The 22,700-nt window shown below is 45.4% G+C and carries 22 protein-coding genes, 3 pseudogenes and 1 riboswitch; of the genes and pseudogenes, 21 read left to right on the top strand and 4 right to left on the bottom strand.

Annotated elements, in window-relative coordinates; translation table 11 throughout:
- Positions 1–101 precede the first annotated feature (101 nt).
- The 15 genes and pseudogenes from DW769_RS15305 to DW769_RS15235 all read left to right on the top strand — a co-directional run bounded on the left by DW769_RS15305 (position 102) and on the right by DW769_RS15235 (position 14,618).
- Complete coding sequence (locus DW769_RS15305) at positions 102–416, top strand: hypothetical protein (RefSeq protein WP_118750605.1); 315 nt, start codon at positions 102–104, stop codon at positions 414–416.
- Positions 417–490: 74 nt separating this feature from the next.
- Positions 491–1,833 (top strand): annotated as a pseudogene (locus DW769_RS15300) (hypothetical protein).
- Positions 1,833–2,171: a hypothetical protein gene (locus tag DW769_RS15295; protein WP_330425696.1), complete on the top strand. Its 339-nt coding sequence runs from the start codon at positions 1,833–1,835 to the stop codon at positions 2,169–2,171. The pseudogene DW769_RS15300 and the gene DW769_RS15295 overlap by 1 nt, the downstream one beginning before the upstream one ends.
- Complete coding sequence (locus DW769_RS15290) at positions 2,168–2,584, top strand: phage holin family protein (RefSeq protein WP_118750604.1); 417 nt, start codon at positions 2,168–2,170, stop codon at positions 2,582–2,584. The genes DW769_RS15295 and DW769_RS15290 overlap by 4 nt, the downstream gene beginning before the upstream one ends.
- Positions 2,585–2,588: 4 nt before the next feature.
- Positions 2,589–2,741, top strand: coding sequence for a hypothetical protein (locus DW769_RS15285; protein ID WP_330418075.1), 153 nt, complete (start codon positions 2,589–2,591; stop codon positions 2,739–2,741).
- Between the two features lie 264 nt (positions 2,742–3,005).
- The gene (locus DW769_RS15280) at positions 3,006–3,338 is read left to right on the top strand and encodes a helix-turn-helix domain-containing protein (protein WP_199688489.1); all 333 of its coding nucleotides are present in this window, start codon (positions 3,006–3,008) and stop codon (positions 3,336–3,338) included.
- Positions 3,339–3,472: 134 nt separating this feature from the next.
- Positions 3,473–3,548, top strand: a riboswitch (cyclic di-GMP riboswitch).
- Between the two features lie 137 nt (positions 3,549–3,685).
- Positions 3,686–5,809, top strand: a complete 2,124-nt coding sequence (locus DW769_RS15275) for an ATP-binding protein (protein ID WP_118750602.1) — start codon at positions 3,686–3,688, stop codon at positions 5,807–5,809.
- Between the two features lie 157 nt (positions 5,810–5,966).
- Complete coding sequence (locus DW769_RS15270; protein ID WP_118750601.1) at positions 5,967–8,798, top strand: transporter substrate-binding domain-containing protein; 2,832 nt, start codon at positions 5,967–5,969, stop codon at positions 8,796–8,798.
- Between the two features lie 47 nt (positions 8,799–8,845).
- Positions 8,846–9,079: an Hpt domain-containing protein gene (locus DW769_RS15265; protein ID WP_238061014.1), complete on the top strand. Its 234-nt coding sequence runs from the start codon at positions 8,846–8,848 to the stop codon at positions 9,077–9,079.
- An 83-nt stretch (positions 9,080–9,162) separates the two neighbouring features.
- Positions 9,163–9,867, top strand: coding sequence for a hypothetical protein (locus DW769_RS15260; RefSeq protein ID WP_158579833.1), 705 nt, complete (start codon positions 9,163–9,165; stop codon positions 9,865–9,867).
- A gap of 128 nt (positions 9,868–9,995) precedes the next feature.
- A pseudogene (wecB, locus tag DW769_RS15255) lies at positions 9,996–10,613 on the top strand (non-hydrolyzing UDP-N-acetylglucosamine 2-epimerase); the annotation flags it as partial.
- 214 nt (positions 10,614–10,827) lie between these two features.
- On the top strand, positions 10,828–11,754 hold the full coding sequence (locus tag DW769_RS15250; RefSeq protein ID WP_147398864.1) for a hypothetical protein: 927 nt from the start codon (positions 10,828–10,830) through the stop codon (positions 11,752–11,754).
- 94 nt (positions 11,755–11,848) lie between these two features.
- Positions 11,849–12,538 (top strand): hypothetical protein, encoded by a 690-nt coding sequence (locus DW769_RS17460; protein WP_199688488.1) that lies wholly within the window; start codon positions 11,849–11,851, stop codon positions 12,536–12,538.
- A 60-nt stretch (positions 12,539–12,598) separates the two neighbouring features.
- Complete coding sequence (locus tag DW769_RS15240) at positions 12,599–13,411, top strand: LicD family protein (RefSeq protein ID WP_158579613.1); 813 nt, start codon at positions 12,599–12,601, stop codon at positions 13,409–13,411.
- A 31-nt stretch (positions 13,412–13,442) separates the two neighbouring features.
- Positions 13,443–14,618, top strand: a complete 1,176-nt coding sequence (locus DW769_RS15235) for a glycosyltransferase (protein WP_117509284.1) — start codon at positions 13,443–13,445, stop codon at positions 14,616–14,618.
- A 63-nt stretch (positions 14,619–14,681) separates the two neighbouring features.
- Here DW769_RS15235 and DW769_RS15230 read toward each other — a convergent pair whose 3' ends face one another.
- Both DW769_RS15230 and DW769_RS15225 read right to left on the bottom strand, forming a co-directional pair.
- Positions 14,682–15,224, bottom strand: coding sequence for a GGDEF domain-containing protein (locus DW769_RS15230; RefSeq protein ID WP_118750596.1), 543 nt, complete (start codon positions 15,222–15,224; stop codon positions 14,682–14,684).
- 2 nt (positions 15,225–15,226) lie between these two features.
- Positions 15,227–16,126 carry a transposase gene (locus DW769_RS15225; RefSeq protein ID WP_243105473.1) on the bottom strand — a complete coding sequence of 300 codons (900 nt, stop codon included), beginning with the start codon at positions 16,124–16,126 and terminating at the stop codon, positions 15,227–15,229.
- 197 nt (positions 16,127–16,323) lie between these two features.
- Between DW769_RS15225 and DW769_RS15220 the strand changes: the two genes are divergently transcribed.
- From DW769_RS15220 to DW769_RS15205, 5 genes and pseudogenes are all read left to right on the top strand, one after another.
- Positions 16,324–17,220: a DUF4118 domain-containing protein gene (locus DW769_RS15220; RefSeq protein ID WP_243105472.1), complete on the top strand. Its 897-nt coding sequence runs from the start codon at positions 16,324–16,326 to the stop codon at positions 17,218–17,220.
- The gene (locus tag DW769_RS16975; RefSeq protein ID WP_022461466.1) at positions 17,168–17,401 is read left to right on the top strand and encodes a sensor histidine kinase; all 234 of its coding nucleotides are present in this window, start codon (positions 17,168–17,170) and stop codon (positions 17,399–17,401) included. The genes DW769_RS15220 and DW769_RS16975 overlap by 53 nt, the downstream gene beginning before the upstream one ends.
- On the top strand, positions 17,394–18,095 hold the full coding sequence (locus DW769_RS15215) for a response regulator (RefSeq protein WP_022461465.1): 702 nt from the start codon (positions 17,394–17,396) through the stop codon (positions 18,093–18,095). The genes DW769_RS16975 and DW769_RS15215 overlap by 8 nt, the downstream gene beginning before the upstream one ends.
- Before the next feature lie 82 nt (positions 18,096–18,177).
- Complete coding sequence (locus DW769_RS15210) at positions 18,178–18,936, top strand: GTP pyrophosphokinase (protein WP_055265283.1); 759 nt, start codon at positions 18,178–18,180, stop codon at positions 18,934–18,936.
- 43 nt (positions 18,937–18,979) lie between these two features.
- A pseudogene (locus tag DW769_RS15205) lies at positions 18,980–19,256 on the top strand (metal-sensing transcriptional repressor).
- A gap of 385 nt (positions 19,257–19,641) precedes the next feature.
- On the opposite strand, the gene DW769_RS15195 reads toward DW769_RS15205, so the two are convergent.
- A complete protein-coding gene (locus tag DW769_RS15195; RefSeq protein ID WP_055219512.1) occupies positions 19,642–20,592 on the bottom strand; it encodes a tRNA dihydrouridine synthase in 951 nt (316 codons plus the stop codon).
- A gap of 208 nt (positions 20,593–20,800) precedes the next feature.
- Between DW769_RS15195 and DW769_RS15190 the strand changes: the two genes are divergently transcribed.
- Entirely contained in the window at positions 20,801–21,463 is a 663-nt protein-coding gene (locus tag DW769_RS15190; protein ID WP_118750595.1) for a hypothetical protein, read from the top strand.
- Positions 21,464–21,523: 60 nt separating this feature from the next.
- On the opposite strand, the gene bsh is transcribed toward DW769_RS15190, so the two are convergent.
- Positions 21,524–22,498 (bottom strand): choloylglycine hydrolase, encoded by a 975-nt coding sequence (gene bsh / locus DW769_RS15185; protein ID WP_118750594.1) that lies wholly within the window; start codon positions 22,496–22,498, stop codon positions 21,524–21,526.
- Positions 22,499–22,700 lie beyond the last annotated feature (202 nt).

The following is a 22,700-nucleotide window of genomic DNA, read 5'->3' as shown; positions in this document are numbered from 1 at the left end:
TATTTCTATCATGAGGAAATCCGTGGGACAGAGAATACCGGAAAAAGAAATCGCTAACTTCAAGTTTGCAGGGAAGGTGGCTATCATGGAGATGAAGAGAAATGGATGAGAGGAAAGCGTATTGGTTTGAACAGCCATATATGCCGCAGATGAAAAATATTGCGGTGGCTCCTGTTATTCTGGAAGATGGAAGACTGTCCTTCTGTGTTCCAGGGGATGATTATTTTGAGTTCCAGTGTGATGATGAAGTGATGCACAGACGGGGTGGAACATATAAATTTCATGCTTTGGATGTTGATACATTCAGCAGGGAAACGTGTCAGTGGATATCACAGGGAAAAGAGATTGCAGACTGCTGTAAAACAACAGAAGAACTGCATGAATGGTACCTGAAACATTGGACTTATAACAGATAGAATGATTATATTTACGAAGGCATCGGTCACCTGGTTGGCTGGTGCCTTTTTCGTGGGGAAATGGAGGTGGCGGGATGTATCCGGTATCGGATGGGTTTCTGAGAGCTGTGAAGAGCAATACAAGAAAATATTACTGGACGGGTACGATCGTTACCAGAGGCGGAATGACGTATGAGTTCGGGGCGAAGGAGATTGTGAAGGGTTCCGGGTATATTTCCGGGCAGTGCTGTGGAAGCACGGAAATTGAACTGGGGACGGTGTATGCGGCGGAGATGGGGATCACGCTTCTGAGTGACATTGACAGGTATACGCTGGAGGATGCTCAGGTGACGCTGGTGTTTCATCTGGTGCTGGCGGATGATTCGGTGGAAGATGTGCCGATGGGAGTTTTTGAGGTCAGTGAGGCGAACCGTCTGGCAAAGTGCCTGGAACTGAAAGCCTATGATTTTATGCTGCGGTTTGATAAGAGTTTCAACGGGTTTGAGACTGTGGGGACTGCTTATGATTTTATTGCTTTGTGCTGTAAGCGGTGTAAAGTGGAGTTTGCGAATAAGAGGGCGGAGATTGATGCCATGCCGAATAGCGGGGTGACGCTTTCTATTTATACTGAAAATGATATTGAGACCTGTCGGGATGTGCTGTTTTATGTGGCACAGGTTCTGGGAGGTTTCTTTATTATTAACAGGGAGGGAAAGCTGGAACTGAGAAAGTACGGGAAGGATCCTGTGATGAAGGTGGAGCAGAGACACCGGTTTTTTTCCAGCTTTTCGGATTTTATTACCAGATACACGGCAGTGAGTTCCACCAACAAGCAGACGCAGATTGCAGAGTATTATGCTCTGGATCCGGGGGATGTGCTGACATTTGCGGGAGGACAGGCGGATGAGGGATGGATCACCTGTATTACTTCTATCAGGCAGAAGATCGGGGGAAAGCAGAGCCTGAAATGTGTGGGAAAGAATCCGAGGCTGGCTCAGGCGAAGTCAAGGAATGACAAGAATATTTCGGGACTGCTGAACCAGATTGAAGACAATGCGAAGACTGGGAAGATCGGGATCCATACGTTTACCAATGTTTGCCGCTGTATTATCCCATTGAGAAGATCGTTGCCAATTATACGAATACATTCAATGTGTATCTCTGGATGGAGTATGGCAGCGGTACGGTTGATGTGGGAGACTGCATTGCTTCTGTCAGCGGACAGGCAATGGCGGCTGGGGAAGCCTGGGACGGAAAGCTTGAGGTGGAGGATTATACCACGAGATTTGCCATTGGCGGAGGACTGGATGTGAATGGTTTCCGGGAATCGCTGTCCATGCAGATGAAGGAGACGGTGAACAGAGGATTTGAAGTGTATTTTGCTGAGAGAGCGGGAATCAGCGGTTTCTGCAGGCCGGTAGAAATGGAGGGTGTGTGATGAAGTTGAAAGGTGAAATGGTCATTGAACTGACCGATACGAATACGGGTGCGGTGGAGACCGTTCAGGAGACGAACATGATCACGGAGGCAGTGAATAATATTCTGGGGCTGAATCCCATGGGGATTTATCTGAAAGCCAGCGGGGAGTATGACAATTCTGTTTTGTGGAACGGGACGCTGCTTCCCATCTGCCCGAACATGATCGGCGGGATCCTGCTGTTTCCGGCAGTGCTGGAAGAAAAGGCGGATCATATTTACGAGCAGGGGAAGAACCTGCTTACGGCAGTTCTCAGAAATGGGAGCTGCTTTTTTTATGGGAGGAGGATTCTGGCATGAAGGAATTTTGGAACTTTATTCAGATGGTTTTTATGGCTGTAGGCGGATGGCTGGGCTGGTTTATGGGAGGCTGTGACGGGCTTCTGTATGCCCTGATCGCTTTTGTGGTGATCGATTACCTGACCGGGGTGATGTGTGCTTTTGCGGACCATACGCTTTCCAGTGAAGTGGGCTTCCGGGGGATCTGCAGGAAGGTGCTGATCTTTCTGCTGGTGGGAATGGCGAACATTCTGGATGTGGCTGTGATCGGGAACGGATCCGTGCTGAGGACAGCGGTGATCTTTTTCTATATTTCCAATGAGGGTGTGAGTCTGCTGGAGAATGCAGGGCATCTGGGGCTGCCGATTCCGCAGAAGATGAAAGAGGTGCTGGAACAGCTGCATGACAGAAGTGAAAAGGGGGATGGGGAATGAGCTGGTGAAAAGTAGCAACAAAAAGAGTGTGGAAACTGTAGCAAAGGAAGTCATTGCCGGAAAGTGGGGGAACGGCGGGGACAGAAAGAAGAGACTGCAGGCTGCGGGATATGATTATGGGGCAGTGCAGAGAAAAGTGAATGAGTTGATGAGATAGTAGGAAGCCTGCTGTTGTCTGTGGAGAAATCTGCGGATGATGGCAGGCTTATTTTTTTGTTTGAGGTTTCAAACTTTTATGTGACAAACATAACTGTCTGTGCTATTATAAAAACGATATAAGCGAAAATGACTTTTGCGGAAACGAAAGTATCTTTATATTTTTTTATCCGTATACTTCCTATAATGGGAATGAATACTTGCAAAGTTGATTACTAATATTTTTTCATTATTACAGGTACAATAAGAACATGTAATAGCGGAAATGAGGTATAGTTACTTGCAGATAGAGAAGTATATTGCGGATAAAATAACATCTTTGTGTGAAAAGCGTGATATCAGTAAATATAGATTATCGCAGCTGTCGGGAATTTCCCAGTCATCACTGGGAAGAATCATGGCGCAGGAAAACCTGCCGTCGCTGATTACACTTGAAAAAATATGTGCAGCTTTGGGCGTAACATTATCACAGTTTTTTCAGGAAGGTAATTCAGAGAATCTGACAGAAAAACAGAAAGAAGTTTTAAGGATATGGAACAATCTGAGTACAAATGAGCAGGAAACAGTAATGTCAATGCTGCGTGGACTTCGGAAGTAGGAGAACAGTTCGAGTATATGTATCGGCTGTTCTTCTTTTGTTTTTAGGCGTTAAAACGGTAATGTTTTTCTTGTACATAGTCGAGCATTAGAGTATAATAAAACCAGTTTTTTTCATATGTTTAAAAGCTATAATAAGAAAAACGGCAAAACAGATGAAAGTCTGTGACGCAAAGCTATAGGGCCTGTAAAATGGTAGCCAGTTGCCACGTTAAAGATGCATTGTCTGCAATGACAATGCTTTTTTCATTTTTGGAGATTAAAAAGAAACTAAAACAGGCAATAATTGGTGGCTGCTAAAATATAAAAATGAAGTAGATAAAAACGCAGGTGTAAAGGAAATCGGTTATGTGGAAGAAAATTAAGTCAGCACAGGAACGAAAAAATACATTTAGGATAAAAAAAGAGTTATGGATTCCGGTATTTGTATTGATGATTGGTTTGGTTGTTCTGGTGAATATAGGCATTCGTGCGGATAGCAGTCAAAGGTATTTGATAAGGTCAAGAGCTGAATTAAACGCAGTAACGTATGCAGATCATATGAAGGCTGATATCGTGAGGGGAATTGATATTACAAATAGTTTTGAACAGATTGTTATTAGTGAAAACGGAAAAATTTCCATGTTCTCGAAAGTTGCGGAGAATATGATGGCAGATTATGTCCAGAGTATTCAGATCGCACCAGACGGCGTAGTGACTGAGATTTATCCGGAAGACGGAAATAAGGCTGGAAAGATAGATCTTATTCATGATAAAGAACGAGGAAAGATATCTTGTTATGCCAGAGACAATGATGTGATAACCATGCAGGGACCATTTTCTTTGAAACAGGGTGGAACGGGGATTGCTGTAAGAAATCCGGTGTATGTGGAGCAGAAAAATGGCGAAAGGACATTTTGGGGATTTACAATTGTAATTATTCGTGTACCGGATATATTCGCTGATTCTATAAAGTCACTTACCGATTTTAGCTATGAATATAAGTTGTCTAAAAGTATTGCACCGTGGGATGAAACATACGAAGAAGTGTATGGCTCAGGTGTGGAAATGATTGATCCTGTCACATATACTTTCGAATTAGGTGACAGTCAATGGGTTCTGGAAGTGATGCCTGAAAACGGATGGAATAGCAATGAAAAGTTATATAGACTATGGGGCTGCGGTTTACTGATTGTTTTGCTTTTAACTGGATTTGTTTTTATGATTATGTTACTGCACAGGACACAGGAATCGGAAAACACAGTAGTGGAATTAAATAAAAAACTGCAGAAAGCATTGGAGCAGGCGAAAACAGCCAGTGTTGAAAAATCTAATTTTCTGTTTAATATGTCACATGATATACGTACTCCTATGAATGCAGTTATTGGTATGACGTCATTAATAAGACATGATGCAGGAAATAAAGATAAAGTAATAGAGTATGCAGATAAAATAGATATTTCATCCCAGCATCTGTTAGGGATTATTAATGATATTCTGGATATGAGCAAAATTGAGGCAGGAAAAACAGTTTTTAAATACGATGATTTCTCTATTCTGAATTTTATACAGAAAATCAATAATTTATTTCATTCACAGATAGATGAAAAGAAACAGACTCTTACAACAAAGAAAAATATCCGACATGAGTGGGTGAACGGGGATCAGCTTCGCCTGATGCAGATTTTCAGCAACCTGCTTTCTAATGCAGTGAAGTACACGCAGGAAGGTGGAGAAATTCAGTTTCTGGTAGAAGAATGTGAAACAAATTCATCCGTCCATGCAAAGTACCGTTTCTTAGTCAGGGATAATGGAATAGGAATGTCAGCAGATTTCAAAGATAAAATCTTTGATGCTTTTACCCGTGCCGAAAGTTCTGTGACGAATAAGATCCAGGGAACCGGTCTTGGAATGGCCATTAGCAGAAATCTGGTTGAAGCAATGGGAGGTACCATTGATGTGGAGAGTGAACTGGGACAGGGAAGTTGTTTTGAGGTTTTCATAGAGCTGAGAATTGCAGAGGATAGAACAGTTGCTCTGGCGGCACAAGAAGGCACAGATGAGCAGGATGGTAATATTCTGCAGGGAATGAGGTTCCTGTGTGCAGAGGATAATGAGCTGAATGCTGAGATCCTGACGGAACTGTTAAAGATTGAAGGTGCAGAATGTACCATCTGTGAAAATGGTGAAGAGGTTTTGAAAGCATTTGAACAGTCTGCTCCGGGGGATTATGACATGATCCTGATGGATGTGCAGATGCCTGTTATGAATGGTTATGAGGCAACAAAGGCAATCCGCAGAAGCTCCCATGAACTGGCAAAGACGATTCCGATCATTGCCATGACTGCGAATGCATTTTCCGAGGATATTCAACATTCCCTGGCAGCTGGTATGAATGCACACGTTTCAAAACCAGTTGAGATGAAAGTACTGGAAAAGACAATCAGAAGCATAAAATCCGGCGGGGGGGGGCACCGAACCGCAGGGCATTGAACAGTGACAAATGGTTTTGATACAGTAGTGTAATTTTATTAAATCAGAAGGTTGACAAAGAGATGTATAGAGAAATATATTAGACAGACAGACAGACAGACAGACAGACAGACAGACAGACAGACAGACAGACAGATAGACAGACAGGAGATTTAATATGATTTCGAGAGCAAAGAAATATGTGGCAGTGTTACTTGTTTTTGTATGCGTGTGTATGATATTTTCTCCCCTGACTGCATATGCGGCCGAGGACAGTTCGCAGCATGAAACTGTCAAAGTCGGTTTCTTTGCCATGGATGGTTATCACATGATGGATGAAGAGGGGAACCGTAGCGGTTATGGCTATGATTTCCTTCGGCTGATGGCCCGTTATTGGGATGTAGATTACGAATATGTCGGATATGATAAGAGCTGGGATGATATGCAGCAGATGCTTGAAGATGGCGAGATTGACATGGTAACATCTGCCCGCAAAACACCGGACAGAGAAGAAAAGTTTGATTTTTCACGTCCGATCGGAACCAATTATGGGATGCTGACCGTCCGCAGTGACAACAGCACGATTGTGGACGGCGATTACAGCACTTACAACGGTATGCGTGTGGCGCTTTTGAACGGAAACACCCGGAATGAAGAGTTTGCGGATTTTGCAGACAACAAAGAATTTACATATGTTCCATCTTATTTTGATACGACCGCAGAGATGGAGGAAGCCCTTCAGAGCGAAAAAGTTGATGCGATTGTTACCAGTTCTCTGAGAAAAACAAACAATGAGCGAATCGTGGATAAATTTGGCAGCAGCGATTTCTATGTCATTGTTAAAAAGGGCAATACAGAATTGCTGAATGAGATCAATTATGCGATCGATCAGATGAATGCGGTTGAGGGTGACTGGAAAACGACGCTTTACAATAAAAATTATGAAAGCATAGAAAATAAGAATCTGGAATATACGGAGCAAGAAAAAAGTATTATTGCACAATATTCCAAGGACAACCCGCTTCATGTTCTGTGTGATCCGACCCGTTATCCATATTCTTATAATGAAAATGGTGAGATGAAGGGTATTATCCCGGATTACTTCCGGAAAATTGCAGACTATGCCGGGATTTCCTACGAGTTTCTTACACCTGCTACCAGAGATGAGTATATTGCTTATCAGAAAAATACGGAAACCACAGATATGAGTATCGATGCACGCCTGGAAACAGATAACTATGCTGAGACGAAAAAATGGGGGCTTACTGCACCTTTCATTACAATGCAGCTGGCAAGGGTGACACGGCGTGACTTTGATGGAAAAATCAATGTTGTTACTACGGTTGACCAGACAGCATCAAATTCCATTGAAGATGCAATGGCACCAGGCGCAGAAAAACTGATGTGCAGTACCCGACAGGAAATGATGGAGGCTGTCCGTAAGGGAAAAGCCGATGCTGCCTTCGTCTACTATTACATGGCACAGGCGTTTGTGAATAGTGACACCACAGGCACCCTGACATATACTTTGCTGGAACAGCCTACATACACCTACCGCATGGTAATATCATCAACAGAGAATCATGCACTGGCTGGCATCCTGACGAAAGCAATGTATGCCATGCCCCAAAATCTTGTCGAAGATATAGCAGCACGGTATACCACATACAAAGCAGCAGATCTGACATTTGTTGACTGGATCCGTCTGCATCCTGTTGTTACTGTTTGGGTTCTTCTTATTTTCGGATGGCTGCTGACTACTATGGCTGTGATAGCAATGCGTCTCAGTGCAAGAAAAAAAGCTCAGAAGGCAGCCCAGGAGACGGCTGAGGAAATGGCGGAACTGGCAGAGCATGCGCAGGCTGCAAACAAGGCAAAAACAGCATTTCTGTCACATATGTCCCATGATATGAGAACACCGATGAATGCAATCATGGGATTTACCGGTATTGCAATGAAAAATAATCCGTCAGACGAAGTGAAAAATTGTCTGGAAAAGATTGATGAAAGTTCAGAGTATTTACTGTCGCTGATCAATGATGTATTAGATCTGACTCGCGTGGAAAGTGGAAAAGTGAAATACAATCCGGCACCGGCAGATTTGAAAAGTATCACAGATTCTGCACTGGATATTACAAAAGGCTTTCTTACGAACAGAGATATCAGCTTTAAGATCCAGCGTGAAGAAGCAAAGATCCCAAATGTACTTGTGGATCCTGTACGTCTGCGAGATGTGCTGGTTAATATTCTGAGCAATGCCGTGAAGTTCACTCCGGATGGAGGGACGATTACATTTGAAACCCGGTGTCAGGAAAAGGGCGGGGATGGATATATAAATATGCATTACCGCATTTCGGATACTGGTATTGGCATGAGTGAGGAATTTACAAAAGAAGTTTTTGAGGAATTTGCACAGGAAGATTCCGATGTGAGAACGCAGTACCATGGAGTTGGACTGGGGATGGCTATCGTAAAGAAGTATGTAGATATGATGGGTGGAACCATTTCCGTGCAGAGTAAAAAGCATGAGGGAACCACATTTACTGTGGATATTCCTTTGGAAATTACAGATAAGGAATGTAATAAGTCAGACACAGGTTTTTCTGAAAAGGTAAATCTTACAGGTGTGAATGTTCTTATTGCAGAGGATAATGAACTGAATGCAGAGATTGCTGCCGTGCAGTTGGAAGAGTTCGGGATGAATGTAGAAAGAGTTGTGGATGGAAAGAATGCTGTTGAGATTTTCAGAAATCATCCGGAAGGCACATTTGATGTAATCCTGATGGATATCATGATGCCTGAAATGAATGGTTATGAAGCAGCAAAAGCAATCAGGGCAATGAATGACAGACCGGATGGAAAAAACATTCCTATTATAGCAATGACAGCTAATTCATTTGCAGAAGATGTTCAGGCATCACTGGATGCAGGAATGAACGCACATTTGTCAAAGCCGATTGTGATTGAGGAAGTTATAAAAACGATTTTAAGGTATGTTCATAATGATTAGCAGAGGTTCATGAATTAGTGGAATACAATTGACAGGAGGGCTAAAAGATGACAATGCAGGAGTGCTATAAAGCTATCGGAGGAAATTATGAGGCTGTTTTGGGACGCCTTCACAGCGAAGCACTGATTCAGAGATTTACATTAAAGTTCCTTGAAGACCAGAGTTATCTACAGTTAAAACAGGCATTGGAAAATAAAAATTATGAAGATGCTTTCCGCAGTGCGCACACATTGAAAGGGGTGTGTCAGAATCTTTCCTTTGACCGTCTGTTAGTAAATTGACACAAGTTGGCTGTAGAGTATAATTATAGTAAAAGTACAGCAGAAGCTGTCGCAAAGATATTTATAAAAATGTTGTGGGGGTATTGAACATTAATGAATGTAAAATTAAAATCTGGAAGCAAGCAAGCAAGCAAGCAAGCAAGCAAGCAAGCAAGCAAGCAAGCAAGCAAGCAAGCAAGCAAGCAAGCAAGCAAGCAAGCAAGCAAGCAAGCAAGCAAGCAAGCAAGCAAGCAAGCAAGCAAGCAAGCAAGCAAGCAAGCAAGCAAGCAAGCAAGCAAGCAAGCAAGCAAGCAAGCAAGCAAGCAAGCAAGCAAGCAAGCAAGCAAGCAAGCAAGCAAGCAAGCAAGCAAGCAAGCAAGCAAGCAAGCAAGCAAGCAAGCAAGCAAGCAAGCAAGCAAGCAAGCAAGCAAGCAAGCAAGCAAGCAAGCAAGCAAGCAAGCAAGCAAGCAAGCAAGCAAGCAAGCAAGCAAGCAAGCAAGCAAGCAAGCAAGCAAGCAAGCAAGCAAGCAAGCAAGCAAGCAAGCAAGCAAGCAAGCAAGCAAGCAAGCAAGCAAGCAAGCAAGCAAGCAAGCAAGCAAGCAAGCAAGCAAGCAAGCAAGCAAGCAAGCAAGCAAGCAAGCAAGCAAGCAAGCAAGCAAGCAAGCAAGCAAGCAAGCAAGCAAGCAAGCAAGCAAGCAAGCAAGCAAGCAAGCAAGCAAGCAAGCAAGCAAGCAAGCAAGCAAGCAAGCAAGCAAGCAAGCAAGCAAGCAAGCAAGCAAGCAAGCAAGCAAGCAAGCAAGCAACTGTAGCCCGGAGGGTGGGAGAAAGATGAAGAAGTGCAAATTAGTACAGAATATAAGAAATTTCAAATCTTGTTATTTTATATTTTGCACAATGATATGTTTAGTTGTTTTTCCTGTTTCCACATCTGCCCAAGAAAGATCCAGAGCGGATCTTTATCACAGGAAATACAGGAATTGATGCTTTGCACTATACGGTGCGAAGTGATTTTTATCATCCGGAAACAGAATGGGCAAAAGGCAGCAGACTGATTGCTGTAACAGCACACAGAAGGGAGAATCTGGGAGAGCCCATGCGTGATATGTTCCGGGCTATACGCAGGATCGTGGAAGAATTTACAGATGTGAAGGTTATTTATCCTGTACATTTGAATCCGCAGGTCAGGAAGATCGCAGATGAGGAATTTGGTGGATGCGAGAGAATACACCTGATCGAACCACTGGATGTGGTGGAATTCCATAACCTGATGAAAGCCAGTTATCTGATCATGACAGACAGCGGCGGAATTCAGGAAGAAGCTCCTGCACTGGGAAAACCGGTACTGGTCATGCGGGATACAACAGAGCGTCCGGAAGGTGTGGAAGCAGGAACCTTAAAGCTTGTAGGCACGAAGATGGAGGATATTTACAGAGAATGCAGTCGGCTTCTTACAGAGCCGGAGACATACAGAAAAATGAGTGAGGCCAGAAACCCTTATGGTGATGGGACTGCAAGTATCAAAATCAGAAAAATCCTGGAGGATATAGATGCATAAGCATAAACAGAGCCAATGCAAAAGAAAAGTGAAACATCGAAAGAACGTGATGGGACTTATTATATTTTGCATAACTGTGTGCATTGTGTTTATGTTTGCTTATTATCAGAACCTGAGAAAAGAAATATCTGTCCGGCAGGAATGGCTGGAAACCGTCCTGACCAGAGAAAAAAAGTGGATCCTTGAGAATCAGGGCCCTGAAGGCGAAATCTATATGAATGGAAGTAAAGCCGGAGATGTTAATCCATACTTTGCATGTATGGCTGCACTGGGGCTTCTGGCAGAAACAAAGAATTGCCCCATGACTGAAACAGAGCAAAAAGCTGTTGGCAGGTATCTGGACTGGCATACTGGGGTTTTGCTGGAAACAGATGGAAAAATGGGAATCTACAGGAAAGAGGGTGGGGAACTTATTTATAAAGAAAAGGCTGATTCCGAAGACGGATATCTTGGTATGTACCTTTTTCTTATGGGAAAATATCTGGAAAAGACAGAAAGTACAGACCTGCCGGAATCCTGGAAAAATGGAATCAGCCTTGCATTAAAAAAGATTCAAAGCCTGATGCAGGATGGAATTACACAGGTTTCAGAAGAAAACACAACAGTTTATCTGATGGATAATCTGGAAGTGTGGAAAGGCCTGTACGAATTGGAACTTGCAGGACTGGAAGATACGCAGGCGATCAGTGAAATTCGTAAAAAGATACAGAAACAGATAGAAAAGATATTCTGGGATGATGCGGATCAAAGATGGAGAATTATCGGAAACAGTGATCGGTATCATCAGACAGAATTTTATCCGGATGGTGTTGCTCAGATTTATCCGCTGATTTATGAATTTCCGGTAAAAGAGAAGAAAAAGCAAAAGGTATTATATGATCAGTTTACGGAAAGGTTTCAGTGGCAGAAACTGAATAAAAAAAGAACTGGCTTTTTGTGGGCAATGACAGGAATGGCTGCTGCGCAGATGAGGGATATCAATAACCTTGTGGAATTAGTAGGAAATTATGAAACAGAATATTGTAAGGAACGAAAATATCCGCTATATACAGGCGAAGCAGGATGGATATGCATGGAATGCGAGAAATTGTATGGATTATATGAAAGAAAAATAAAAACAGCATTTATACCATGTATATGATCTTGTGCAGAGTGAATAAACGAATACTATCGCAATTTTCAAAAATAGTGCCTGTCAAAACAGCATATTTGCAATATGCAGTTTGCGGATGTTGATGAAGCCCAAAGAACCCGAATCTGATTGTAATCAAGTAAAACGCCGGTTGTGTGAATTTCTGAAAAAACGTGAGGAAGAATTAAGCTCCACGCATGAAAACCTCCAGTTTATTGCCGTGAATCAGGAAGGATACTATTATTCCGATGAGGGTCTGCAGGGCGTGTGGTACAGATCTAAAGATCTGCAGGATGCGGATATCAAAAGCTTTCTGACATTGGACTGGATCACCAATGAAAACCAGATGGTATTTGCCAGAAAACTGCAGAGCCAGCTGGTGGTCGACGGCAGTATCATCACACACTTTATTCTGATCCGTTCGATGGAGGAGATGGCACCGTATTTCAGAAGCAGTGCATTCAGCAACCAGAGCACGACGTATGTGGTGGACAGCAACGGAACGAAGATGTTCGAGGATACCGCTGTCGAGGAGCTGAGGATTCTGGCAGTAATTCTGCTCCTGATCCTGGCATCGGTTCTCTTTGTGACGAAATTCCGGAACAGCAGCCACCCGCTGGCAAAGAAAATCCCGATTCTTGCGATGACAGCCAACGCATTTTCAGAAGATGTGCAGAATGCCTTCAATGCGGGCATGAACGCACACATAGTAAAACCGGTGGATATGAAGGTACTGATAAAAACAGTGCGGAATCTTCAGACGGGCGCCGGAGCGGCAGGAACTTTAAATTGAAAAAATCCGGCAGAGTGTTTATAATGGATGGGAAAAACAAAACAGAAAGGCAATGTCGTTATGCGTAAAATTACAGAATTAAAAGAAAAACAGGAGATTGCGCTTGGAATATTACTGTATCTGGATGAAGTCTGCCGGAAACATCACCTGATCTATTTTGCAGCAGATGGAACGCTGCTCGGGCTGATCCGGCATCAGGGGTTCATTCCGTGGGATGATGATGTGGATGTCTGGATGCCGAGAGCGGATTATGAAAAACTGGAACAGATTGTAAACAGCGAAACGGATACACCGTACCGCGTCATGAATTTTCATAATACAAAGGGTTTCACACTGGCATACGGAAAGCTGGTACACACCGGAACGAGTCTTGTGGAGCACGTGGCAGGAGCTGTGGATACCGGTCTTTTCGTCGACATTTTCCCGTTTGACGGACTGCCGGAAAAAGATACACCGGAGTACGACCGTCACTGGAAAAAGCTGCTGTTTCTGGAAAGCCAGCGGATGAATGCATTCCGCACCTACCGCCAGACCTTAAAAGGAAACAAAGGAAGCTTCGCAAAATGGTGCAAATGGGCGATTCGGAAATGTTATGGAAAAGAGCGGATTCTGCGCGAGATGGAAAAAGAGTGCAGAAAGTACCGCGCGGAGGACTCAAAGTGGGTGGCCTGCCAGTGCGGCGGTTACCGCAAGTCGGACGCGATTCCCAAAACAGCGATCGAAGAGATCGTGCGCCTTCCGTTTGAAGGCCATCTGATCAATGCCCCGGCGGGATACGAGACGTATCTTCACACCCTGTACGGCGATTACCATCAGCTTCCGCCGGAGGATCAGCGTCATCCTGCGCATGTGGGAGATGCCTACTGGCGTTAGAACAGAGAAAAAAGCAGATGAGAGGTAAGCAATGAGTAAAATACTGGTGCTGGGACGTACCATGGACATGGGCGGAACGGAAGTTGCCATGGCAGCGCTGCTGCAGAAACTGGTGGAGAAAAAAGAAGATGTAACGCTTCTTCTGGTCGAAAAAAGAGGCGTTCTGCTGGAGCGGATTCCGAAGGAAGTGGAAGTGCGCCAGATGATCTGGAATAAAAAGCCGCATCCGGCTTTGGAACGGATTGTGGGAAAACGGGAGACACCGGCAGAACGGTCTTTCTATGCCAGAGGAATGGGCGTATTTCTGATGCGCGTCGTGTATGGAAAGAAACGGTATGGAAAACTGTATGAACGGATTCTGGAGTGTGTGGAGCCGGAAACAAAACAATACGATCTTGTTTTCGACTTTTTCGGATTCGGTGCGTTCACAACCGCATTCGGAGCCAGAAAGACGAATGCGCGGAAAAAAGCGGTCTGGTTCCACGGAGAAAATCTCTGGTGGCTGTTCCGGACCAGGGACTTTATTCCGGAGTATGATAAAATTTACTGTGTTTCCGAGCCTGTCCGAAAACAGGTCATTGCCCGTTTTCCGGAACTCGCGGACCGGACAGAGGTTCTGCTGAATTTCATTGACATCAAACAGGTGCAGAGACGGAGTGAGGAGCCGCTTAGCGATCCGCAGTACACAGGAGAGCTGAAATTTCTGACGGTGGGAAGAGCTTCGGAAGAAAAAGGATATGATATTGCGGTGCAGATTACGGCGGAGCTGAAAAAACGGGGACTTTGCTTCAAATGGTTCATCATCGGTGATGGAAGAGATCTGAACAAGCTGCGGACCATGGCAAAGGAATATCAGGTGGAGCAGGAAATTATTTTTCTCGGAATGCGCGAAAATCCTGCGCCGTACGTAAAATCCTGCGACCTGTATCTCCAGCCGTCCCGTCACGAAGGCTATCCGATTACGATTGTAGAGGCGAGAAGCCTGCAGAAGGTCATCATCGCTTCCGATATTCCGTCCATGCGCGAGCAGATCCGAGATGGGGAAAACGGATATCTCTGTCCGCTGGATGTGATGCAGTTTGCCGATAAAATCCAGAAAGTGCTGGCAGATCAGGAAGGACGCGATGCGGTCAGAAAGAAGCTGCGGGAGGAACCCATTGATTTTTCAGCGGGATATGCGCAGATAGAAGCGTTTGCAAAAAAATAAAAGAGAAACAGCAAGAAAAAACGCCAGAACCGGCGATAAGATATTTCCGGTTCCGGCGTTTCTTTAGTCCTGGCGTCCCTGCTTGTTTTCATACATATATTTATCTGCTTTGTCAAACAGCGTGCGGAGCGTACATTCGTTGTAATCGGTGGAAAGTGCCCAGCCGTGGGAAGAGCTGATGCGGAACTGGGTTCTGTAGCTGTTGAACTGTTCGACTTCGTTCTGAAGCTCTGTGAGGATTTCTGTGATGCTTTCGCGGGTTGTATCATAGATGACCGCCATAAATTCATCGCCGCCGTATCTTCCTACGAAATGCTTCGCGGGAATCGAGTTTCGCAGCAGCCGGGCAAAGTTCAGAATCAGCTGGTCGCCGATGGAGTGGCCGAGGCTGTCGTTGACGCGTTTCAGGTTGTTCATGTCAAAGACGATACAGGCGGTAGGAGTTTTGATGAATTCCACATTGTGGAACAGCTCTTCGCACTTGCTCTTGTTCGGCAGTCCCGTGTGAAGGTTGATGTAGGCTTTCTGTTCCAGCTGGCGGTTGGCACGGGAAACTTTGACTGCGGCAACCGTTTCATCTGCCATCTGGAAATACGTCTCTCTCATGTCTACCAGATCCGCCGTTCCGTTTTCTCCGGATCTGACCTTCTGAATTTCATTTTTCGGTTTATCCCAGTAGGCAATCTGGACATCCAGTTTTTCTGATAATCCTTGTCGGAAAGACTCACGAGATCGTAGTGGCCGTCCTCGTATTTCAGTCCGCTTAAGATATCGTCCAGGTCTATCTCAAATCCTGAAAGATCCCAGACTTCAATACTCTTTTTTCCCTTCCTGAAGCTCCTTTTTCTCCCCTCGTCCCGCTGAAACATGCTTTCCGCATCCTGAAACAGAAGCCTTCTTTCATCTTTCAGACGGATTACCGTTTCTAAACCGCATTCTTTCAAAGTATTGATAAACGGGGCATTCAGGTACAGTGCATCCGCCACAATCACATCTGCGAAATGACCATGCCTTTTCTTTAAACGCCGGATGAGCCTTTTCGCTCCTGTCAGTCCCCCTTCATCTTTTTCTGAACCATCTCTGGGTTTCAGCATTTCCTGCCCAAAGATCACATGCGGCGATTTTCCTACCGTCATACATACCACACTTCGATGAAAGTATTTTGTCTTCCCCGTCCCGTTCTTCCGGCTCAGGCAGTCTGGACAGGACTTTTTTGTACTGCTGAATAATTCCATCCCATCAATACCTGCCGCAACATATCCGCCTATGGTTCCTTCCCGAAATACGCGGTTGCGTTTCAGAACATCAATCGTCTGCGCGTGAATTTCCTCGATTTCTTTTGGATCAATCCGGGAAAGAAGATCCCTGACTGCATCAACTTTTGGGATTTTTCCACGGATACAGTTTTTCAGTCGTTTCTCCATGCTTTCCGGCGCTGAAAAAATGGTGTGAAAACTTTCATACTGAAGCATCAGGAAAATCAGCACTGGCATAACAATATTAAACAACGGGATGGATTTTCTTTTTCTTTCATCGGATAAACCCTTGATTTTTTGTGGAATTTTGTATACACTTTTCATATAAGTTAGCAGTTTCTTCAATGCTAATTTTTCATTAAGGACACCTTCTTTCGTATGTTTGTGGGGTAACATAATTATACAATAAAAGGTGTCCTTTTTGAGTGTTTATCCGGACTGCGGCACAGATGGCCCGGGCATTTGGTGCTAATTTTACAGCACTGTATGTGCAGACCGCGGAACCGGCAGAGAAAACGCCGGAGGATCAGGCAAGGCTGCAGAAGCATATCCGCCTGGCAGAACAGAGCGGGGCGGAGATTGTAACGACGCACAGCGAGGACATTGCCCTGCAGATTGCAGAATATGCGAGAATTTCCGAAGTAACGCGGATTGTCATTGGAAAAAGCATGATGGATCAGGGATTTTTTCGAAAGAGAAGGGGATGGACCGAACGGCTGACCGATCTGGTGCCGGATTTGGAAATCCATATCATTCCGGATTCCAATATCATTACCATATATCTGGTCGGCGTTATGATGACGTCCATTCTGACCAGCGGTTATACCTGCAGCGTAATCAGTTCTGTGATCAGTGTAGTGCTGTTTAACTACTTCCTGACAGAACCGCGTCTGACACTGTACGCGTACGGTTCCGGTTATCCGGTGACCTTTGCCATCATGCTGGGCATTTCCATTCTGGCAGGTACGTTTGCATCAAAATTAAAAGAGAATGCAAAGCTGTCTGCGCGGGATGCGTTCCGGACGAAAATTCTTTTCAATACCAGCCAGCTTCTGCAGAAGGCAGAGGATGCGTCGGAGATTTTTGATATTACAGCGACAAAGCTTGTAAAACTGCTGGGAAGGGACCTGACGGCCGCACCGGCAGGGGCACAGGAGAGCAGAATTGTCCGCGGAACACTTTACAGCGCGCAGACAGGAGGAAAGACGGAAAAAATCTTTGACCCAAGGGAACAGGAAATCATTCAGTGGGTTCTCGACAGCCAGAAAAGAGGAGAAAAATGTCTGGATCGCGGTGGAGGACAACGGCCCCGGGATTCCAAAAGAGTCCAGAGAGCATGTGTTTGAGATGTTCTATTCCGGGAAAAATAAAGTAAGCGACAGCCGCAGAAGCCTTGGCCTTGGACTGGCACTCTGCCGTTCGATTGTAAATGCGCACGGCGGGGAGATAGCACTTTATGACTGCGATCCACAGGGCTGCTGCTTTTGGTTTAACCTGCCGCTCAGTGAGGTGAATTTGAATGAATAAGACATTAATTCTGGTTGTGGAAGATGATACGCCGGTTCACAACCTGATTACTACGACGTTAAAAACACACGATTATAAGTATATTTCTGCAAAGAACGGTGCGGGTGCCATTATGGAGGCATCCACACATAATCCCGACATTGTTCTGCTCGACCTTGGCCTGCCGGATATTGATGGCGTAGAGGTGATTGAAAAGATTCGAAGCTGGTCGAATATGCCGATTATCGTAATCAGTGCAAGAAGTGAGGACAGCGATAAAATCGAGGCATTGGACGCAGGAGCGGATGATTATCTGACGAAACCGTTTTCTGTGGAGGAACTGCTGGCCCGCCTTCGAGTCACACAGCGCCGTCTGTCCCAGATGCAGGCAGAAAATGGAGTCCAGTCGGCTGTCTTTGAAAATGGCGCACTGCGGATCGAGTACGCAGCGGGGTGCGCATATCTTGACGGAGAGGAACTTCATCTGACCCCAATCGAATACAAGCTGCTCTGCCTGCTGTCGCAGAATGCAGGGAAGGTGCTGACGCATACGTTTATCACACAGAAAATCTGGGGAAGCAGCTGGGAGAACGATATCGCTTCTCTCCGTGTTTTCATGGCGACGCTTCGGAAAAAGCTGGAAAAGAACGGAGAGCAGACGCAGTATATCCAGACGCATATCGGGGTTGGCTACCGGATGCTGAAGGTAGAGTAAAAGAAGAAAAAATTTGACTTTACAGGCCTAAAATGATAGCATAAAGGACAGAGAACGCAGTTTTGGGAGGACGAAAAAACGGATGATGAAAAACCTCGAAGTACTGGAGGAAATTAGAAAACAGGGAAAAAATCTGATCGAGACAAAACGGGATGAGTTTGTAAAGCAGAATCTTTTATCGGACGAGTTTATTCAGATGATGCAGAAGAACAAAAAGCCGTTCGAGCTTCTGATGTCGTATTATCAGTGCGCCATTATGGAAATCGAGACAAAGTTCCGGGTGCTGAATCAGGAATACTCGCTTTCCTATGACCAGAACCCGATCGAAGGAATCAAAACAAGGGTCAAATCGTATGAGAGCATTATGCGGAAAATCCGCGTGAAAGACATCCCGGTCACACTGGAGTCTATCGAGGAAAATATCCGCGATATCGCCGGTGTGCGCGTGATCTGTTCTTTTCCAAGCGATATTTATAAGCTGGCAGACAGTTTTCTGAAACAGGATGACATTACGCTGATTGAGCGGAAGGACTATATTCAGCATCCGAAGGAGAGCGGCTACCGCAGTCTTCATCTGATCGTTCAGGTGCCGATCTTTTTACAGGATACAAAGAAACTGGTCTACGTGGAAGTACAGTTCCGTACGATCGCGATGGATTTCTGGGCGAGTCTGGAGCACAAGATGCGCTACAAGAAAAATATTCCCGAAAATCATGTCAAATATCTGCAGGATGAACTCTACGACTGCGCAAGACAGAGCGCGGAGCTGGATAACCGTATGCAGAATATCCGGAATCTGATTGCAGAGGAAGCAGAAGAGGAAGACCACTGCACTTTGTAACGCTGCCGATGCGATGACGGATTTGAAACAAGGAGGATGCAAAATGAAACAGTGTATGGATGCAGATAATCTTCACCGCCGTCTGAAAAAGATCATCGGTCAAGTGCAGGCGATCGACCATATGGGTGGATGAGGATGTGCCGTGCGAGGATATCCTGGCGCAGATCAATGCGGCAAAATCGTCACTTCATAAAGTAGGACAAGTTGTCCTCGAGGGCCATATCCAGCACTGCGTGCGCGACGGCATCGAGCACGGAGATGCGGATCAGACGATTGCACAGTTTACGAAGGCTGTGAAGCGGTTTGCAAATATGAAATAAAAATAAGAAGATAAGATGAAAAGAGAACTTCCGGCAGGAGCAGAAAAAAGATGCTTCGTCGGAAGTTCTTTTTGTTTTTCTGATTTTGAAAAACTCCTCTTGACAACCAATACCCCTATAGGTATACAAGGAGGAAATAGTGTGAAAAAGTTAGAGGAGTTTCTCGAGTGGGGAGGAACGAAGAAGGACATCACGCTGGCATGCGCCGACAAGAGCAAAAAGCTTTTCGTCTTCCTGGTGTAAATCGATCATGGTAAAAATCCTCCCAAAAACAAAATAGAAATAAGTCGTTGTAGCCTGTTTCTATCGTATCGGATTTTGCAGAAAAGACAAGTGCGTACCTGAAAGTGACATGGTTTCCAAAAGATACTAATGGACTTCGAAATTAAAGAATCAGCTCCTGTTCCCGGAACAGTGCGTCGACCGCCTCTTCATACTCGGCAAGCCGGTTCGCCTTTTTGATCTTTTTCAGATATTTCTGCGGATTGGTAAACGACATTCCAAGATAAATCCACAGTGCTTTTAATTTGAACAGCACATTTTTATCCCCGGAAATCACACGCGCATAACCGGCGCAGAGATCCTCACAGAACGCGTGCAGCAGCTCTTTATCGGGAGCAGAGGCTTCGCCGCCTGCCGGATCTGCACTGCGCAGCATCCCAATCAGCCACGGATTCTGCAGTACCCCGCGTCCGAGCATCACCTTCTCCGTGTCCGGAAACTCACGGCAGAGATTCTGAAAATCATCGGGTGAGAAAATGTCACCGTTGTAGCAGAGCGAGCAGCGGCTCGTCTCATACGCTGTCCGGTAGCACTCCATGCGCGGTGTGTATTTGTAAAAATCCTTCTGAATCCGCGGATGAATGATCAGTTCCTCGAGCGGATATTTGTCGTAAACCGTAAGCAGATCCTCCCACTCGTCGGTATCCGTTGTGCCAAGCCGCGTTTTGATCGAGATGCGGCAGTCGCACGACGAAAAAATCTCATCGAGAAACGCGTCGAGCGTATTCGGCCACGCGAGCAGCCCGGAGCCGCGCCGCTTGGCGACAACCGTGCCGGACGGGCATCCGAGGTTCAGATTGACGGTATCGTAACCGTACTCCCTCAGCTCCTTTGTCAGGGACAGAAAATCCTCCGCCTGATTAGTGAGAATCTGCGGAATCACCGTCATCCCTTCGTTGTGCTCCGGGAGAATATCGTTCCGTTCGCGGGAACTCATTTTTTTATTTGTAATAAACGGCGTGAAATAACGGTCCGCCGCCGGAAAATATTTGTGGTAAGCATTCCGGTACACATACCCGGTCAGCCCTTCCATCGGGGCGAGATAAAACTGCATGATGATAAAATCCTTTCGAAAAATAGTCAGGGAACTGCAGAAAATGACTGCATTTCCCAATATCCAAAAGTGTACCACAAAACCATGGAAAACGACAGAAAAAGTTCCTACAGAAAGTGCAGTCAGACACCGAGAAGCACGGAAATACAAAATATACTAAAATAGTGGGAAAAATAGAGAAAAATGCAGAAAAGGTCTTGACTTTAAAATGTACTTGAATGATACACTGATTCCAGAAGGAAACATAAGGGAGGAATTTCAAGATGGAAAAAGTAAAAAAGTAACCCTTTCCGGCATGCTCTTTGCGATCGGCCTGATCCTGCCGTTCTTCATCGGCCAGATCCCGGCAGTTGGAAAAATGCTCCTGCCGATGCACATCCCGGTGCTCTATCCTAATGCAATTGCCATGGCATTTGAGATGGGCACCTACGGACTCGTCGCTGGATGGCTTTACAGCCACGCAAAATGGCAGCGGACGAAAGAACGGTACGAGGAGCCGGGCGGAAATGTCGATTACAAGCGGTTCGAACAGGAAGTCCTTGTGCCGCTTAAAAAGGGCGAAACGGTGTTCTACCGCCCCTATTATCCGCCGAAATGGAGCTTCCTTGAGACAGCAGAAATCGCGCCGTGCCGCGTCAATATCGTGGAGGGAACGTACTCCTGCCATGAACGGCTGGAAGCATACTACGATCTGAAGGTCTTCCTCACGATCGATCCGGTCGAGCAGATCCAGAGAATTGAAAAGCGGAACGGGAGTGAAAAGGCGGTGGAATTTCAGAAGAAATGGATTCCGCTCGAGGAGCTGTATTTTGAAAAATGCCGCACCAGAAGCCGGTGCGACGTCTGTTTTACAATGTGTGATGAGATGTAGAAAAAATCCGATACAGAATCTTTTTTGAGGGGTCCTCAAAGTTTTCTGTACCGGATTTTTCTAATTCTGCATATGAATCTGCTCGCCCGTCACCGGCGCAAAGCAGCGAAGCGTTTCGCCATCGAGATTCTCGCGGTGCATATCAACCGCAGAAATCTGATGATTGTCATACGTCGTATAATAGTAAATTCCCTGCGTCGCATTGCAGCAGGAAGTATAGAGCGTGATCTCATACTTTCCGTCCGCCACCTCGCAGCATCCTCTCTGCTGGTCGACAGAATTTAAAATATGGAAAAACTGGCTGACACTCTCCGTTTCGCTGTTTCCCGAGATCGAGTTCTGCTTTACAAACGCCACGCGTGCAAAGCGGGAAGCAGACGAGAGGTCGCCCGGCAGTCCAAGACCGCCCATGCCACGGCTGTACGTAGAAAGATCGAGCTGGTTGGAAAACGTGTTGGCCGGCTGTTTTGGTGACAGATGCAGGTAATTGTTCAGTGAGAACATCTGCATTGGAAACGGCGGATTGTTTGTCAGAACGCCGACCGGATTGTCGTAGACATGCAGACCGTCCGCCGTGGATTCCACGGTGATGGCACCCGATGCATCTGCGATGATCCAGTGAAGCTGTGCGAGCGGAAGATTCTTTTTAAAAGGTGTGCTGATGAGATTGATACGGGAGAGGGATTCTTTTGCTTCCGCAAGCGAAGCACATGTACCGAGAATCCACGGGATCAGCTCGAACTGCGCGATATTGTCTTTCTCCGGTTTCGGATCGAAATAAACGGCATTTCCTACAAAATTAAGGCCGGCGATACCAAGCCCTTTTTCATTGAACGCCTCATAATAGAGCGGGTAATCATCCATCACACACGCCATGCCGATCATTGCATAGTGATGGGAAAGGGACGGCATATGAAGAAAGGAAAACGGGTAATTGCGAGGTGTGACGGTGATCTGGTCGCCATAGGAAAATTCATAATCGAGTGTGCGGCCCATATAAAAGTCGCATGTTTGATAGGTTGCTGCTGTACACATAGAAAAACTCCTTTCGATGGATGATTTGTCATTGCTGTAAGGTATCATAGCACAGAAGCGGAGGAACGAACAGGAGAAAAATATGAAAAAAGTATAAAAAAGGATCCTGTCAGGCAGAACCCTTCGAGTGTAAACAAAACCCTGCTTTTGCACAATGTCATTAACTTAAAAGCAGAAGATATTTATTCCGAAATGGATTAGA

Origin of the sequence: Blautia sp. AM29-29, assembly GCF_003480555.1 — a bacterium.
GTDB lineage: Bacteria > Bacillota > Clostridia > Lachnospirales > Lachnospiraceae > Fusicatenibacter > Fusicatenibacter saccharivorans.
The sequence above is the reverse complement of the archived record's forward strand: the minus strand, read 5'-3'. Positions and strand labels throughout refer to the sequence as shown.

Excerpts from the sequence above, each read along its gene's own strand:
- DW769_RS15250 (WP_147398864.1), top strand. The coding sequence starts at position 10,828 with ATGAATGGAAGTAAAGCCGGAGATGTTAATCCATACTTTGCATGTATG.
- DW769_RS15270 (WP_118750601.1), top strand. The coding sequence starts at position 5,967 with ATGATTTCGAGAGCAAAGAAATATGTGGCAGTGTTACTTGTTTTTGTA.
- DW769_RS15220 (WP_243105472.1), top strand. The coding sequence starts at position 16,324 with ATGGCCCGGGCATTTGGTGCTAATTTTACAGCACTGTATGTGCAGACC.
- DW769_RS15275 (WP_118750602.1), top strand. The coding sequence starts at position 3,686 with ATGTGGAAGAAAATTAAGTCAGCACAGGAACGAAAAAATACATTTAGG.
- DW769_RS17460 (WP_199688488.1), top strand. The coding sequence starts at position 11,849 with ATGAAGCCCAAAGAACCCGAATCTGATTGTAATCAAGTAAAACGCCGG.
- DW769_RS15190 (WP_118750595.1), top strand. The coding sequence starts at position 20,801 with ATGTACTTGAATGATACACTGATTCCAGAAGGAAACATAAGGGAGGAA.
- DW769_RS15235 (WP_117509284.1), top strand. The coding sequence starts at position 13,443 with ATGAGTAAAATACTGGTGCTGGGACGTACCATGGACATGGGCGGAACG.
- DW769_RS15210 (WP_055265283.1), top strand. The coding sequence starts at position 18,178 with ATGATGAAAAACCTCGAAGTACTGGAGGAAATTAGAAAACAGGGAAAA.
- DW769_RS15295 (WP_330425696.1), top strand. The coding sequence starts at position 1,833 with ATGAAGTTGAAAGGTGAAATGGTCATTGAACTGACCGATACGAATACG.
- bsh (WP_118750594.1), bottom strand. The coding sequence starts at position 22,498 with ATGTGTACAGCAGCAACCTATCAAACATGCGACTTTTATATGGGCCGC.
- DW769_RS15305 (WP_118750605.1), top strand. The coding sequence starts at position 102 with ATGGATGAGAGGAAAGCGTATTGGTTTGAACAGCCATATATGCCGCAG.
- DW769_RS15280 (WP_199688489.1), top strand. The coding sequence starts at position 3,006 with ATGAGGTATAGTTACTTGCAGATAGAGAAGTATATTGCGGATAAAATA.
- DW769_RS15290 (WP_118750604.1), top strand. The coding sequence starts at position 2,168 with ATGAAGGAATTTTGGAACTTTATTCAGATGGTTTTTATGGCTGTAGGC.
- DW769_RS15265 (WP_238061014.1), top strand. The coding sequence starts at position 8,846 with ATGACAATGCAGGAGTGCTATAAAGCTATCGGAGGAAATTATGAGGCT.
- DW769_RS15195 (WP_055219512.1), bottom strand. The coding sequence starts at position 20,592 with ATGCAGTTTTATCTCGCCCCGATGGAAGGGCTGACCGGGTATGTGTAC.
- DW769_RS15215 (WP_022461465.1), top strand. The coding sequence starts at position 17,394 with ATGAATAAGACATTAATTCTGGTTGTGGAAGATGATACGCCGGTTCAC.
- DW769_RS15230 (WP_118750596.1), bottom strand. The coding sequence starts at position 15,224 with ATGAGAGAGACGTATTTCCAGATGGCAGATGAAACGGTTGCCGCAGTC.
- DW769_RS15240 (WP_158579613.1), top strand. The coding sequence starts at position 12,599 with ATGCGTAAAATTACAGAATTAAAAGAAAAACAGGAGATTGCGCTTGGA.